The organism is Pantoea allii (assembly GCF_002307475.1).
Taxonomy (GTDB): domain Bacteria; phylum Pseudomonadota; class Gammaproteobacteria; order Enterobacterales; family Enterobacteriaceae; genus Pantoea; species Pantoea allii.
Window position 1 is genome coordinate 1 of sequence record NZ_NTMH01000030.1, and the last position, 14908, is coordinate 14908.

Genomic DNA, 14908 nt, shown 5'->3' on the forward strand with positions numbered 1-14908 from the left:
CCGCCATTACCATGCGGCTGGTGCCCGCCGATCAGGTGCCGCGCGCCCTCTCCATCGTCTTTAGTGGTATTTCACTGGCGACCATCATAGCGACGCCGCTGGGCAGTTATCTGGGTGGGCTGGTCGGCTGGCGCGCTATCTTTCTGTTTACGGCGGGCCTGGGGGCGACTTCCCTGCTGTGGCAGTTTTTCACGCTTCCCGCCATGCCGGTGGAAGGCAACACGCGCAGCGGCGGCGTGCTGTCATTGCTACGGATTAATGTCATGCGCTGGGGAATGCTGGCGGTGATCATCATGTTTACCGCGCACTTTGCTTTTTTCACCTATCTGCGTCCGTTCCTGGAAAGCGTGGCACGCTTGAACCTTAGCCAGCTCTCTCTGGTGCTGCTGGCATTCGGCATCGCCAACTTTTTGGGCACCTATCTGGCTGGTTATCTGATGACACGCAGTGTGTCACTGACGCTGAGCGGAATGGCCTTGCTGATGGGCATCACAGCCTCACTGTTGGTAGGGTTTGGTCATGTGGGTGGGCTGGTCGCCGTGGGCGTCGCGCTCTGGGGCCTGGCCTTTGGTTCGATGCCGACGGGCTGGTCGACATGGATTTCACGAGCGGTGCCTGACGATGCCGAATCCGGCGGCGGTTTACTGGTGGCGACCATACAGCTGGCCATTACGGTGGGCGCGGCTGCAGGAGGCTGGATGTTCGATTTTCGCGGCGCGGGCGGTGTGTTTCTTGCCAGCAGCGCGCTGATGCTGGTGGCAGCGCTCACGATATATACGCGCGTCAGGCATCACGGTTGAGTGGACCTATGGCAGCAATATATGCTGCCTTTTTATTTTATCCTGGTTTTTTAACCTTTTGTGTTTTAACCAAGCTAAACGTGCTCTTTACTTTCAGTTTTATTGAACAACTTAAGCAAAACCCTCTGCTTTTTTCTGATCAAGATTCGGCCTATTATGTTTTCACACAAGGCAGAACGCCTTAATTAAACTGAAAAAGACCGAGGAATTAATCATGAAAGCTATCAAAACTTTTGCTGCTGTTATCGCCCTTGCTGTACTTCCTGTTGCAGGCTTCGCGCAAACTGTGACCGCGACCGGTTCTACTCTGGACAGCACCGAAGCGAAAATTGCTGCGCAGGCGCAAGAAGCTGGTGCTTCCTATAAAATCACCGAAGCCAACACCAACAACGGCGTACATATGACGGCTGAACTGCTGAAATAATGCTGGAAGTTGTGTGCTGACAGGACGCCTTTGGGCGTCCTGGCGGCGTTTGTGGGTGCATATCCGTCTCCGTCTTATCCTTTCTCATCCTTGTTTCCCTGCCAGACGTTCACCTTTTTAAGCACGCAATAATCATTTCAGCCTGCATCAGGCGCTTGCCTGATTTTCAAACACACTAACGCGCTTGCTGCACCGGTAACGGCGGCGACGTCATGCGGGAAACGTTTTGCTGCCAGTAGCAGCTAGGTGATAAACACGCTTACCCCGAACGGTCGTCAACGCGTGAAACGGTAAGGCTGCCGTAGCCCTGTCAGGCGACAGGGGATGTGAGAGGACATCACCGATTTAGGTGAGGAGAGCGTGACTCAGGTCAGGGGGAGAAAGGCGAAAACGTATCAGCATCACCCGGAAGGCCGCTAAGACGGCTACCGGGCTGGCGATCGCTGTCAACGGAAAAGCACGGTTTGTCAGCGTCAAACCGCCGGAATGGCGCAAAGCGCTGCCAGCATGGCCTGGCAGCATCCTGTGCATGACGCTGGACGCATGATGATTCGCCTGCTGCGCTAATCCGCCGCAGGCGAAGATCTCAGGTTATGACACGTCTTCAGAGGCGTCACGCATCATCTCACCGTGCGGCACGTCATCCAGAATCTGCTCAAAGCTGCGCAGACGTTTATAGATAGACATCAGTTCAACCAATGTTGACCACGAGGTGATGAGGTACTGGAACGAGCTGCGCACCTGATCGAAAACGTTGGTTATTTGGTTAAGCAGGCCCAGTGTAATGGTTCCGGCTACGATGGACGGGAACAGCAGAAACAGCCCAAACACGTTATCCACCTGAAGATAAAGAATGCGGCTGATATTGAAATAGAGATAGTGAAAATACAGGCGGAAATAGTTAACCCGGACATTGTTGAACAGCACTTTTACCGTGGGCGGCGTTGCGCGGTCAGCATTGTCTTCGCCGTAAACCAGCTCTTTACGATAGGCGGCTTCAACCCGCTGATTACGGAACTCCAGACCGGGAAGTTTAATTCCGACCAGCGCCAGCAGGCCGGTCCCGAACAGGGACCAGAGCACCGCGGCAATCACCAGCGCATACGGAATATTACCCAGAATCGGGATATTTTCGACGTGATGTGACAGGGCAATCAGCACCGGCAAAAACGCCACCAGCGTCATAATGGCCTGAATAAAGTTTACGCCCCAGCTTTCCAGCGTCGTGGCAAACCGCATGGTGTCTTCCTGCACACGCTGGGCTGCGCCTTCGACATGGCGTAAACGCTGCCAGTGGTGCATGTAATAATTATTCATCGCGGTACGCCAGCGGAATACCCAATGGCTAATGAAAAAGGCGTTCATCACGCCAATCACGACCGCGATTAAGGCGATACCTAAAAATGCCATCACCTGAGCATAAAATTCGTTAATTTGCACCGAACCGGCTTTCGTCAGCGCTTTTTGAATCAAATCGTAAAAAGGGCCATACCAGGCATTCACGGCAACACCGACCTGCACCCCAAACCAGGTAACAAAAATAATCAGTGCCGAACCCCATACCGACCAGCGCTGCCAGGGATGGTTATCAACCAGCCGCCAGGCGACCGCGAAGATCGCGACCATCAGCCAGTAATAGGCATAAAACCACAATTCACTCGGTGCAATAAAACGCATCACTGTCGTGGGCAATGGCTGCTTAATTGCCGCCTGAAAAGCAGGCCAAAAATGCCCGGGTAACTCGCTGGCGAAGCCAAACCAGGCAAAAATGGCCAGCAAACTCCAAATGGCGGCCGTGCTGAAAAACAGCCCCGGTCGCGGGAAGAAAGACTTAAACATAGGTACTCCGCTGTTGTGTAATCGCTTTTATAACGTTTAAACGGCTATCTGTCTGTAGCCTGTTGTTTCTGAACATGACATCGACAAAATATATGTTAATGGAATTGTGCTTTTTTGTTTCCTTAAACTAAATGTTTATTGGTAATGGTGTTACACTTGCGCCAACTGTTACCGGTAACAGTTGGTTGTACCCGAAATCCGCAGATAAAAACCACTACAACGCACTCACTTCTCTTTTTCGTACCGCAGTTGATGCGGTGATGAGGCAATGTCATGTCAGACCAGAAAAAGGGTCATTCACGCAGGGATTTTTTGCTGAAGACCATCACCCTGGCGCCCGCAGTGGCGGTAGGCAGTAGCGCATTCGGTGCATTTTCTGCACCCGCTCAGGCGGCCGCACCCGCCGAAACCCCGTCTGCTCGCGATTATCAGCCCACCTGGTTTACCGCCGAAGAATTTGCCTTTATTAAGGCTGCGGTTGCGCGTCTGATTCCTGCCGATGAACGAGGCCCCGGCGCGCTGGAAGCCGGCGTGCCTGAGTTTATCGATCGCCAGATGAATACACCTTATGCCACCGGCGCGAACTGGTATATGCAGGGCCCGTTTAATCCCGACTTACCCAAAGAAATGGGTTATCAACTGCCGCTGGTGCCGCAACAGATTTACCGTCTTGGCCTGGCTGATGCGGACCAGTACAGCAAGCAGCAGCACGCTAAGGTGTTTGCCCAACTCGATGCCGGGCAGCAGGACGCGTTGTTACAAAACATGGAGAGCGGTAAAGCCAACTTCAGTCAGCTGCCCGCCAACGTGTTTTTTTCTTATTTACTTCAGAACACCCGCGAAGGTTTCTTTAGCGATCCCATCCACGGCGGTAATCAGGGCATGGTGGGCTGGAAGCTGATCAACTTCCCTGGCGCACGTGCCGACTTTATGGACTGGGTAGAGCGCGGTGAACGTTATCCGTTCCCGTCGGTGTCAATTCGTGGGGAGAGAAGCTGAGCATGGCGAATGCATTAAACAAAGTCGATGCCGTGATTGTGGGTTTTGGCTGGGCGGGCGCCATTATGGCTAAAGAGCTGACCGAGGCGGGCCTGAACGTGCTGGCGCTGGAGCGCGGCCCGCATCGTGACACCTATCCCGATGGTTCTTACCCACAGTCTATTGATGAACTGACCTACAACGTTCGCAAAAAGCTGTTCCAGGATCTGTCTAAAAGCACCGTTACGATTCGTCACGATGCCTCGCAGACCGCAGTACCTTATCGCCAGCTGGCGGCCTTTTTGCCCGGCACCGGAACCGGTGGCGCAGGACTGCACTGGTCAGGTGTCCATTTCCGGGTTGATCCCGTAGAGCTGAAGCTGCGTAGCCACTATGAGGCGCGCTACGGCAAAAACTTTATTCCTGAAGGCATGACGATTCAGGACTTTGGCGTCGACTACCAGGAGCTGGAGCCGTTTTTTGATAAAGCTGAAAAAGTGTTTGGCACCTCCGGTAGTGCCTGGAGTATTCAGGGCAAGGTCGTCGGCAAAGACAAAGGCGGTAACCCGTTTGCTCCCGACCGCTCTGACAACTTTCCGCTGCCCGCGCAAAAGCGCACCTGGTCGGCTCAGCTGTTTGCACAGGCCGCCGAGTCCGTAGGTTATCACCCTTACGATCTGCCGTCGGCGAACACCTCTGGCCCTTATACCAACACGTACGGCGCTCAGATGGGGCCATGCAATTTCTGTGGCTACTGCAGCGGTTACGCCTGTTATATGTATTCCAAGGCATCGCCCAATGTGAATATTTTGCCTGCACTGCGTCAGGAGCCAAAGTTTGAGCTGCGCAACAATTCTTACGTGCTGCGCGTCAACCTCACGGAAGATAAGCAGCGCGCGACTGGCGTTACCTATGTGGACGCGCAGGGGCGCGAGCAGGTGCAACCAGCGGATCTGGTCATCCTGTCTGCTTTTCAGTTCCATAACGTCCATTTGATGCTGTTGTCCGGCATCGGCAAACCTTACAACCCGATCACCAACGAAGGCACGGTAGGGCGCAACTTCGCCTATCAGAACCTCTCGACGCTGAAAGCGCTGTTCGATAAAAACACCACCACCAATCCCTTTATTGGGGCGGGCGGGGCCGGTGTCGCCGTGGACGATTTCAATGCCGATAATTTTGATCACGGTCCACACGGGTTTGTCGGCGGGTCGCCGTTCTGGGTGAACCAGGCGGGCACCAAACCGATATCGGGTCTGCCCACGCCAACCGGCACGCCAAACTGGGGCAGTCAGTGGAAAGCTGCCGTTGCTGATACCTACACGCACCATCTTTCGATGGATGCACATGGTGCGCACCAGTCTTACCGCGCGAACTATCTGGACCTGGACCCAAATTACAAAGATGTCTACGGCCAGCCGCTGCTTCGTATGACGTTCGACTGGCAGGACAACGACATCAAGATGGCGCAGTTTATGGTGGGGAAAATGCATAAGATCGCCGAAGCCATGAACCCCAAAATGATCATTGGCGGGGCCAAAAAACCCGGCACGCATTTCGACACCACCGTGTATCAGACCACGCATATCAGCGGCGGGGCGATTATGGGCGAGTCTCCTGAGACCAGCGCGGTCAACCGCTATCTGCAAAGCTGGGATGTGCCGAATGTCTTTGTGCCTGGCGCGTCGGCGTTTCCGCAGGGGCTGGGATATAACCCCACCGGTATGGTGGCGGCGTTGACCTACTGGTCAGCGAAAGCGATTCGCGAACAGTACCTGAAAAACCCAGGCCCACTGGTACAGGCATAAGGAAGATGGCGATGAAAAACGGCATTTTAGCCCTGATTCTGGGCGGTATTACCTTTGTTGCCCTGGCCGATGAGCCTACTGGCGATCTGATAAAACGCGGCGAGTATCTGGCCCGCGCGGGTGACTGCGTCGCCTGCCACAGCAGTGACGGCGGCAAGCCCTTTGCGGGTGGATTGCCGATGGCGACGCCGATTGGCACTATCTACTCCACCAATATCACGCCGGATAAAGCGACCGGAATTGGTGACTACAGCTACGACGACTTTCAGAAAGCGGTGCGGCACGGCGTGGCAAAAAACGGCGATACGCTTTATCCCGCCATGCCTTATCCCTCTTATGCGGTGGTCAGCGATGAGGACATGAAGGCGCTGTATGCGTACTTCATGCACGGCGTCGCACCTGTCAGTCAGGCCAACAAAGAGAGTGATATCCCCTGGCCATTGTCCATGCGCTGGCCGCTGGCAATCTGGCGCAGCCTGTTTGCACCGGACGTGAAGGCGTTCCAGCCAGCCGCGCAGGAGGACCCGACGCTGGCGCGTGGCCGTTATCTGGTGGAAGGTCTGGGCCACTGCGGTGCCTGCCATACGCCGCGTAGCGTCACCATGCAGGAAAAAGCATTAAATAACACCGAGGGCACCGATTATCTGGCGGGCAGCAGTGCGCCGGTTGACGGCTGGACGGCGAGCAATCTGCGCGGGGATAACCGCGATGGCCTGGGCCGCTGGAGTGAAGAGGATTTACGCCAGTTCCTGCGCTATGGCCGTAACGATCACACCGCGGCATTTGGCGGCATGGTGGACGTTGTCGATCACAGCCTGCAGCACCTGACGGAGGAAGACATCACGGCGATTGCCCGTTATCTGAAGTCGCTGGGCGCGAAAGATCCGCATCAGGTCGCGTTTAGCGCGGATGACGCCACCGCCAAAGCCCTGTGGAAGGGCGATGACAGCCAGACGGGTGCCGCGACGTATGTTGACAGTTGTGCAGCCTGCCATAAAACCGATGGCAGCGGCTACAAACGGTTTTATCCTGCGCTGCGGGGCAATCCTGTGGTGATGGCGGACGATCCCACCTCGCTGATTCACATCGTGCTGGTCGGGGGGGAATTGCGGGGCGTCAACGGCGCGCCTTCGACCATTACCATGCCGGCATTTGGCTGGCGTCTGAACGATCAGCAGGTCGCGGACGTGGTGAACTTTATTCGCCGCAGCTGGGGCAATAATGCCACGGATAACGTGACGGCGAAGCAGGTGGCCGAACTGCGTGAAGACGTCAAAGATCGTCAGGGTAATGCGGACATCAAGGTGTTAGAAGGGAAGTAAACCGCAGTGTTTCAGCCTTCCCCGCAGGGGGAAGGCTGAATGTTCAGATGTTTTCCAGCCTGATACCGCGCGTCTTCGGACCGAAAAGGCCCACCGACAGCATAACCATCAGCATACTCAGGACGATAAACACGATAACCCCATGTGTTCCCGCATACTGCAAAATCACACCGATTAAAATACTGCTGAACGCGGTCGACAACCGGCTGAATGAGTAGCAGAACCCCACCGCCCGGGCGCGGATGTGCGTGGGGAAAATCTCAGTCTGATAGGCATGATAGCTGCAGGTCAGCCAGGCATTCGAGAAGGTGATCAGGAAACCGCAAATAATCAGCAAGACCGGGTTGGTTTGCAGGGCAAACAGCGTCCCAAACACCACCGTCATCAGCGAAGAGAGAACGATTTGCCATTTGTTTTCAAGCTGGCTGGTAAAGCTGCCACAAATCAGCGATCCAATCGGATAGGCCAGCGTAATAAAAAACGCATACAGCAGGCTGTGGGTGATGGATGTCCCCTGGCCTGACAGCAGCGCCGGCAGCCAGTTACCAAAACCATAAAAACCAATCGCCTGAAAGAAGTTCATCACCACCAGCATGAGCGTGCGCTTACGATAGCGGGATGACCAAATCTCACGAAAACGACTCTTTTCCTGTCGGCTTGCCGCGCCCGTTAACGTCGTCAGCGGCAGGCCTGGGGCGATGCCGCAACGTTTTTCCATTTTCGACATCACCTGATGAGCGTCATCAAGGCGTCCCTGCTGCACCAGCCAGCGCGCGGATTCCGGCAGATTTTTGCGAACAAGCCAGATAACCAGTGAGCAGACCGCACCGGCAATCACCACCCAGCGCCAGCCTTCCAGCCCAAGAATGTTTTGCGGCATCAGCCACCATGACATTAACGCCACGGCGGGCACCGATAAAAACTGGATAAAAAACGAAAAGGCAAACGCCCGGTTACGCAAGTGAGTGGGCACCCATTCACTCAGATAGGTATCGATGGTCACCAGCTCCACGCCCAACCCAATCCCCACTAAAAAGCGGCACAGGATCACCATCTCAGCGCTGTGCTGAAAAGCCATGATCAGTGAGAACACACCGTACCAGGCCAGGGCACAGATAAAGGTCAGCCGACGGCCAAAGCGATCGGCAAACGGCGTGAGCAGGCTGGCACCGACAAACAGCCCAAGAAAGGTAGCCGAGGCAAATGCCGCCTGATCGGTGATGCCCAGTATTCCGGCGCTGCCCGCATGGAAAATACCGGCTGCCAGCAAGCCCGTACTGATATAACCGGTTTCAAACAGATCGTAGAGTTCAAAGAAGCCTCCCAGCGCCAGGAGCGAGATAAAGCGCCATAAGCCGGCAGAGGAAGGTAGCGCATCAATGCGCTCAGCTAAGCTGGTGTTGGCGGTCGACGATGCCGGCGACGGTGCCATCCCTGTGATGAAGGCGGATGTCATGTAAGGTGAACCTCATATCAGGATGATTGCCATTCCCACTACAGGCCGTGATGTGTTTTGAAATAATTGCCCATTAGCGAGCCGTGAAGCAGCAGAATAATCAATTACCTGATTCTTGCCGACAGGAATAGTGATGAATTTTTAGCAACGCATATTGCAAGGTTGACTGGCACGGCTTTTCAGGCAGACGGCAAGACTGCAGATATCAACGGCGCACGAGCCGGTGAGGGCAAAAAGCGCAGTCAGCAGGTATCTTGACGGGCACAGCGGTAAAGGCAGACGTCAGCCGGGTCATTCAGTGCCTTACCCCGCCCGGCAACACATCTGTTTCCCGCCCTGGCATTATCACCAGAGCGGGAGCCCGTTTTACGCGCCCGACAGGCGGAAAGCAGAAACGGCGTGGGTAAGATGCTGCGCCTGCTCTTCCAGCGAGGCGGCAGCGGCAGCCGATTCCTGGACCAGCGCGGCGTTTTGCTGAGTGACGCTATCCATCTCGGTTACCGCCTTTTCAATCTGGCTGATACCGTGATGCTGCTCATCGGACGCGGTGGATATGTGGTCCATCAGTTCGTTAACCCGGCTGACCGAGGTGATAATGGCATTCATCGCTTCGCCGGTGCGGCTGACCTGATCAGACCCGACGCGTATCGTTGCGACCGATTCGGCAATCAGGCCTTCAATTTCTTTGGCGGCCACGGCGCTGCGCTGCGCGAGATTGCGCACTTCCCCGGCGACCACCGCAAACCCTCGGCCTTGCTCACCGGCGCGCGCCGCTTCGACTGCCGCGTTCAGCGCCAGAATATTGGTCTGAAAGGCAATGCTGTTAATGACGCTGGTAATGTCCTCGATCTTTTTCGAGCTTTCGTTGATTTTTGCCATGGACACGATCACCTGCTGAGAAACGTTCTCGCCAGTTTCCGCATTCTGTACCGCTTCATTGGCCAGACGGCAGGCTTCAAACACGTTGTCCGTGTTCTGTTTAACCGTTGCCCCCAACTGCTCCATACTGGCCGCCGTTTCGGTAAGCGCTGCGGCCTGCTGTTCAGTACGGGACGCCAGATCGATATTTCCGCTGGCAATTTCCTGGGAAGCACAGGACACCGCGTGGGTAGAGTGACGTACCCGGATAATGATGTCCGTCAGGGACGTCCGCATCTGCTCCATTGAACCCATCAGTTGCTGAATCTCGCTCCGTGAGCCGACGTTGACCGGCACCGGATGGTCGAGCACGCCTGCCGCAATCTCGCTGCAGTGCGCTTTTGCGTTATTCAGCGGCGATAAGATATAGCGTCTGACAAAGATCAGTATCGCAATGATGATGGCAAGGAATAACAAGCCAAATACCATGAGCAGTGTGATCCCGGATGAAAAGTTGCTTTGGGCATCCGTGTTCAGTTTCTTCGCGTAAGCCTCATGCTGGGCCAGCACCTGGTCCAGGACAATTTCATACTGCCGGTCAAGGCGCACTACGTTGGCGATCTGGTTTTTAAAGCGCGTCTGATCGCGGGCTTCGGCGGCTTCAATTAAAGGCTGAATTCCCTGATTGCGGTAAGCCAAATACGCCTGGCGATAGCGGTCGGCGTCGGCCTCTTCACCGGGAATACGCGGCGCACTCAGATAAGCCTGGAAGGCCGCATCGGCTTTCGCGGCCACGCTTTTCACGCTGTCCAGCGACGAGGTGGCCTGAGGGCCGTCACTCTCAATCTCCTTCATGTACTCCATCAGGCGTACGCGTAACGTGCGGCTGTGATTGATGGGATCGATAACCGATAGCACCACACGGATTTCTTTATTCACGGCATTCAATGATGCGTTACTGCGAGCCAGTAACCAGATGCTGACCGATATACTGATAAGGAAAAGAATCAACAGGAACGAGAGAACCAGGAGTGAAGATTTTTTTAACGACATTACACAGTCCCGAATAATGAATTAAGAACACAGTTATCGGCATTTGGGTGGCAAATATTTAGCAGGAAGGTGCTGAAAGGAATAAAGAATAATCTGTATAAAACATGAGCAAAATAATGAACCAGCTGATTCAATATAATTAAGCGGCTGTCTGTCTTACCGCTTCGCTTATTTAGCGTATGACGTTACTGAATCTGAAAATTTCAGGACCAGCCAGGCTGGTGCCTGAAGTAAGAAAAACGGTTTAAGCGGAACAGCTCTGGCGAAGTTCGTTATTCTGGCGAACGTTTTTTTCTTTAACTGGCTATAAATAAAGGCTTTATCAGAAGTAATAAATAGTGATTATTGCGAATAAAACAATACCGAAAGGTTATTCAAGACAAACTATTCTTTTTTCTGGCCCTGTTCTGGTTGTAAAAATATCAGGGGGAAACGCTTTTAGCTGCCAGGTAAATAATCCGAATGATGAAGATTTTCCCGGTTATCATCGTTATCCCCGACCTGTCGTCTACACTTATTATCTCTGTATAAGAAAGACTTTACTCACCGGTATCGAGGTAATAATGCAAGTATGTCCCTATTTGTTTCTCTATGGTCGCTGTGAAGAAGCGATGGAATTCTATTTGCAGGCAACGGGTGGACAACTGCTGCAAAAAATGACCTTTGGCGATAATCCGGAGCAGGGCGAACAGGTCGGCGATCGATCCGCACCGCCGCTGCCACCTGAAAAGATTATGCATGCCCATCTGCGTATTGGTCAGGGCGAGCTGATGATGAGTGACGGTAATCCGTACCAGCCACCGGCCTCAGAACACGCGGGCTATGCCGTGAGTCTGGCAACGGACGATGCAGAGCAGGGTAAAGCCTGGTTTGAGAAGCTGTCTGCGGGCGGGAAAGTCACCACGCCGTGGCAGGAAACCTTCTGGTCAAACGGCTTTGCTATGTTTATTGATAAATTCAATATTCCATGGCGCATCAACGTGGTGAAATCCGACGCGTAATGCACGGTATGAAGCCTGAAAAGACGAGAGGCCTTCTTCAGGAAGGCCTCAACGTTTTTTTAGGGTCGTGCCAGCAATCAGAAGTTATAGCCAGCAACCAGGTAGTAACCCCAGCCCGTAGACTTGATTTCAGACGCGCTGTCACCAAATCCTAACTCCTGACCGGCTCCCCACTGACCGCCGTTATGGAAATAACGTGCAACGGCTGAGAAGTGCCAGTGAGCGTAACCCAGTGACAAGATATGGCTGGAGGCGATTGCGTTGCTGGTGCGAATCGGGCCCGACTTATCGCGTAAGTCCGAACCCCAGTCGAAGTTGGTAAAGCCAACATAGCCAAGATTACCGCCCCACAGGGTGGTGATCGGCACAAAGTATTTCACTTTGAAGCGATAGCCATCCCAGCTGTTTTCATTCGCCGCACCGTAGTTTTCCCACTGGTATTTGGCATAGACGTTAAGCGACAGGCCGATATCGCTGTGCGTATCGATGTCTGTGCCCAAACCCATATACCAGGTATTTTGACGGTTAGCGCTGTTACGGCCCATATCGTAGATATAGTTGTTCGCAAAATACCACTCTTTAAACGGACCAAAGGCCAGGCTGGTGCCGGTCAGTTTATCAATCGAGAAACGTGGCTCAATTTCCATGAACAGCGGCGAACCGTGGTCGAAAATGCCGTTAGCATTGCTGTTGCCCGCGCCAAAGAAGTTTGGCAGATCAACGTAGCCGTAAAAATCAAACCAGTCTTTCTTTGCGAAAGCTTCGTATTCCAGATACACATCGTTATTGAACTGTGGTCCGAAACGGGTGTGGTAGCTGCCCACCACGTTGACGCTTTGATGCCACCAGTCGGAAACGTACTGGGGATCGTTTTCTGCAGCCTGCACTGCACCGTTTAAGGAGCCTGCCAGCAGGGCGCCTGCCATTAACGTTTTAAATTTCATTGTATTTTGACCACTGGTTTCTTATGCGCAAGACAATCGTTTGCGCGCTGTTTGGAAATCAATCCCAAAGGTTGGGCGGTGAAGTATCTGGGCCGCATTTTTTTAGTTAGCATAGCGTGCCTTTTACAGTGAGATAGAAAATAGCTTTTGATCACATTTGTCAAAATGTGTTGCATAACAATTCATCAATATTGTGACTTGAATCACAATATTGCTGGAGGCGAACGGAACCAGGCAACCGTTTACGTTGTCGGGTTCCGGTTCGAACGACGGGGATTAAGGAAAGGTGACGCGCACCTGAAAACCGCAGCGGTCACCTTGCGGAGTCAGGCAGTTGGACAGGGCAACGTGGATCTGATGTTTCTGCGCAACACTGCGCACAATCGACAAACCTAAACCGCTCCCCTGTGCTTTTACATCGGGCGAGCGGGCAAAACGGTCAAACGCGCGTTCGATAAAGGACTCAGGCATACCCGGGCCGTTATCAACGATATCCACCACGGTTTGTCCCGCCACCCGATGCAGCAGGACATCCACCAGGCTGCCTTCGGGCGTGTGCAACATGGCGTTGCCGATCAGGTTGTCAAACAGGCTCCGCAGCTCTGAACGTCCGGCCTGCAAATGGTAGTGCGTGGTTCCGCTAAAGCCGATATCGATACCGCGCTTATCGGCCACCACCATGAGCTGCTCAATGCTCTCTTTCAGCACATCTTCCAGCGCGATATTTTCCACGCTGGCGACGACGGACTGATCTTCCCAGCGCGACATATTCAGCAACTGGGTGACCAGGTGACGAGTACGGGTGACGCCGGATTCCAGTTGCGCAAACTGGCGGCCGGCCTCGCCAGGCTGAATGTGCTGGCGCAGGTTTTCCAGCTGCAGCGTGACCGCCGTGACCGGTGTCCGCAGTTCGTGAGCGGCATCTTCCATAAACTGACGCTGTGAAGACCAGGCGGCACGGAGCTTATCCAGCAAAGAGTTATAGGCGGCGACCAGCGGCTGAATTTCGTCGGGGAGGCTTTCAGGGGAAACGCTGTGTGGGTGATGGGCGTCCTGCGCGGCAATTTCACGCGAGGCAACGCGCAAATCTCGGGTGATTTTGCGTACCACCAGCCAGATCACCAGCAACGACAGTGGCATCATTAAAATCAGCGGAATAATGGCTGACAGCGCCCGTCTCACCATCATTTCTTTCATGTAGCTGAGATTGAGCATCACCTGAATGGTTTTTATCTCGCTGCCCGGCTGGCCTGAGCGGGTGTAAATCCGCCATTCGCAGTCGTGGCAACCGCCAATCTGCACATCTTTATAGCCGTTTTCAGCCTGCAGCGGCGCATGCAGTTCAGGCCAGGAGCTGGAGCGTAACTGGCCTTTGGCGTCCCATAGCTGAATCACGAAGGCGCTTTTAATCTTGTGTGCGGGCGCAATAAGCGGCATCAGCGGGGGGATTTCGCGGTTCACTGACCAGGCATCAGCCAGCTTGGCTAACTGCTCATCCTTGATGACGCCAACCATTTCACCGTAGCAGCTGAAAAAGTACCAGGCCACGCCGCCAATCATCAGCAAATGAATCACCAGTAACGTACTGAGTAATTTATTACGTAACGATCGCATAAAAATTTTCATATTGCCGGTACCCGCCAACCCAGTCCGCGCACATTGCGGATCACATCATTATCCAGCTTGCGCCGCATCCCGTGGATTAAGACATCCACCGCATTACTGCTGACTTCTTCACCCCAGCCATAGATGCGGTTTTCCAACTGCTCGCGTGACAGGATGGCACCGGGCCGTTCCAGCAGCGCATAGAGCAGAGCATATTCACGCGCGGTTAACTGCTCACGTTGCCCTTTGTACAGCACTTCGCGTGTCAGCATATCCAGTTGAACATCACCGCTGCCCAGCAGCGAATCGGCAGAGCCATGATGGCGGCGGGTAATTGCCCGCATTCGGGCCATCACTTCCTGCAGATCAAAAGGCTTAAGCAGATAGTCATCCGCACCGTAATCCAGGCCCTGTACCCGCTGGGCGACCGTATCACGGGCGGTAAGAATTAATACCGGCGTGGCATCGCCGCGCGCCCGCGCGCGCCGCAGCACCTGCAAACCGTCGTCGCGGGGTAAGCCGAGATCAAGCAGTACGCAGCTGTAGCCGCCTTCGCTCCAGGCGTTTTGCGCGTAAACGCCATCGCGCACCCAGTCGACTGACCAGCCTGCCGCTTCCAGCGCCTGCTGCAGATTTGCGCCGATCATTTCATCATCTTCGACCAACAACACGCGCATGGATGACGTCCCCCGAAAAATGGCAACAGTGTAGCGCTGGATTATTAGCGCAGAATTATTGGCATGGCGAGTGCAGCAAAATGCCGTTACGCGCCCGGTCAGAGGGTGATAATGCACCCTGAAACGGACGATTTTACCGCTTT

At 54.2% G+C, this 14908-nt stretch carries 12 protein-coding genes; 6 read left to right on the plus strand and 6 right to left on the minus strand.

From position 1 onward, the window contains the following. A partial coding sequence (locus tag CMR03_RS09540) for an MFS transporter (RefSeq protein WP_096011393.1) occupies positions 1 to 800 on the plus strand: 800 nt, incomplete at its 5' end. A gap of 214 nt (positions 801 to 1014) precedes the next feature. After that, positions 1015 to 1224, plus strand: coding sequence for a YdgH/BhsA/McbA family protein (locus CMR03_RS09545; protein ID WP_096011394.1), 210 nt, complete (start codon positions 1015 to 1017; stop codon positions 1222 to 1224). Positions 1225 to 1815: 591 nt separating this feature from the next. Here CMR03_RS09545 and sbmA read toward each other — a convergent pair. After that, entirely contained in the window at positions 1816 to 3063 is a 1248-nt protein-coding gene (sbmA, locus tag CMR03_RS09550) for a peptide antibiotic transporter SbmA (RefSeq protein WP_096011395.1), read from the minus strand. A gap of 273 nt (positions 3064 to 3336) precedes the next feature. Between sbmA and CMR03_RS09555 the strand changes: the two genes are divergently transcribed. The 3 genes from CMR03_RS09555 to CMR03_RS09565 are packed head-to-tail and all read left to right on the plus strand — an operon-like array spanning position 3337 to position 7171. Beyond that, entirely contained in the window at positions 3337 to 4062 is a 726-nt protein-coding gene (locus CMR03_RS09555; RefSeq protein WP_096011396.1) for a gluconate 2-dehydrogenase subunit 3 family protein, read from the plus strand. A 2-nt stretch (positions 4063 to 4064) separates the two neighbouring features. Further along, entirely contained in the window at positions 4065 to 5849 is a 1785-nt protein-coding gene (locus tag CMR03_RS09560) for a GMC family oxidoreductase (RefSeq protein WP_096011397.1), read from the plus strand. Between the two features lie 11 nt (positions 5850 to 5860). Continuing rightward, a complete protein-coding gene (locus CMR03_RS09565; RefSeq protein ID WP_096011398.1) occupies positions 5861 to 7171 on the plus strand; it encodes a c-type cytochrome in 1311 nt (436 codons plus the stop codon). A gap of 43 nt (positions 7172 to 7214) precedes the next feature. On the opposite strand, the gene CMR03_RS09570 is transcribed toward CMR03_RS09565, so the two are convergent. Together CMR03_RS09570 and CMR03_RS09575 are read right to left on the minus strand one after the other, a co-directional pair. Further along, the gene (locus CMR03_RS09570) at positions 7215 to 8627 is read right to left on the minus strand and encodes an MFS transporter (RefSeq protein WP_181377113.1); all 1413 of its coding nucleotides are present in this window, start codon (positions 8625 to 8627) and stop codon (positions 7215 to 7217) included. 366 nt (positions 8628 to 8993) lie between these two features. Continuing rightward, positions 8994 to 10538: a methyl-accepting chemotaxis protein gene (locus CMR03_RS09575; protein WP_096011399.1), complete on the minus strand. Its 1545-nt coding sequence runs from the start codon at positions 10536 to 10538 to the stop codon at positions 8994 to 8996. 563 nt (positions 10539 to 11101) lie between these two features. Between CMR03_RS09575 and yjdN the strand changes: the two genes are divergently transcribed. Beyond that, positions 11102 to 11539 (plus strand): VOC family metalloprotein YjdN, encoded by a 438-nt coding sequence (gene yjdN, locus CMR03_RS09580; RefSeq protein WP_063878030.1) that lies wholly within the window; start codon positions 11102 to 11104, stop codon positions 11537 to 11539. Positions 11540 to 11616: 77 nt separating this feature from the next. Here yjdN and CMR03_RS09585 read toward each other — a convergent pair whose 3' ends face one another. The 3 genes from CMR03_RS09585 to CMR03_RS09595 all read right to left on the minus strand — a co-directional run bounded on the left by CMR03_RS09585 (position 11617) and on the right by CMR03_RS09595 (position 14765). Continuing rightward, entirely contained in the window at positions 11617 to 12483 is an 867-nt protein-coding gene (locus CMR03_RS09585) for a nucleoside-specific channel-forming protein Tsx (protein WP_063878031.1), read from the minus strand. A gap of 276 nt (positions 12484 to 12759) precedes the next feature. After that, entirely contained in the window at positions 12760 to 14109 is a 1350-nt protein-coding gene (locus CMR03_RS09590) for a sensor histidine kinase (RefSeq protein WP_096011400.1), read from the minus strand. Further along, entirely contained in the window at positions 14106 to 14765 is a 660-nt protein-coding gene (locus CMR03_RS09595) for a response regulator (RefSeq protein ID WP_063878033.1), read from the minus strand. Before CMR03_RS09595 ends, CMR03_RS09590 begins: the two co-directional genes overlap by 4 nt. Positions 14766 to 14908: the final 143 nt, after the last annotated feature.

Coding starts and splice junctions, on each gene's coding strand:
- CMR03_RS09545 (WP_096011394.1), top strand. CDS start 1,015: ATGAAAGCTATCAAAACTTTTGCTGCTGTTATCGCCCTTGCTGTACTT.
- sbmA (WP_096011395.1), bottom strand. CDS start 3,063: ATGTTTAAGTCTTTCTTCCCGCGACCGGGGCTGTTTTTCAGCACGGCC.
- CMR03_RS09555 (WP_096011396.1), top strand. CDS start 3,337: ATGTCAGACCAGAAAAAGGGTCATTCACGCAGGGATTTTTTGCTGAAG.
- CMR03_RS09560 (WP_096011397.1), top strand. CDS start 4,065: ATGGCGAATGCATTAAACAAAGTCGATGCCGTGATTGTGGGTTTTGGC.
- CMR03_RS09565 (WP_096011398.1), top strand. CDS start 5,861: ATGAAAAACGGCATTTTAGCCCTGATTCTGGGCGGTATTACCTTTGTT.
- CMR03_RS09570 (WP_181377113.1), bottom strand. CDS start 8,627: ATGACATCCGCCTTCATCACAGGGATGGCACCGTCGCCGGCATCGTCG.
- CMR03_RS09575 (WP_096011399.1), bottom strand. CDS start 10,538: ATGTCGTTAAAAAAATCTTCACTCCTGGTTCTCTCGTTCCTGTTGATT.
- yjdN (WP_063878030.1), top strand. CDS start 11,102: ATGCAAGTATGTCCCTATTTGTTTCTCTATGGTCGCTGTGAAGAAGCG.
- CMR03_RS09585 (WP_063878031.1), bottom strand. CDS start 12,483: ATGAAATTTAAAACGTTAATGGCAGGCGCCCTGCTGGCAGGCTCCTTA.
- CMR03_RS09590 (WP_096011400.1), bottom strand. CDS start 14,109: ATGAAAATTTTTATGCGATCGTTACGTAATAAATTACTCAGTACGTTA.
- CMR03_RS09595 (WP_063878033.1), bottom strand. CDS start 14,765: ATGCGCGTGTTGTTGGTCGAAGATGATGAAATGATCGGCGCAAATCTG.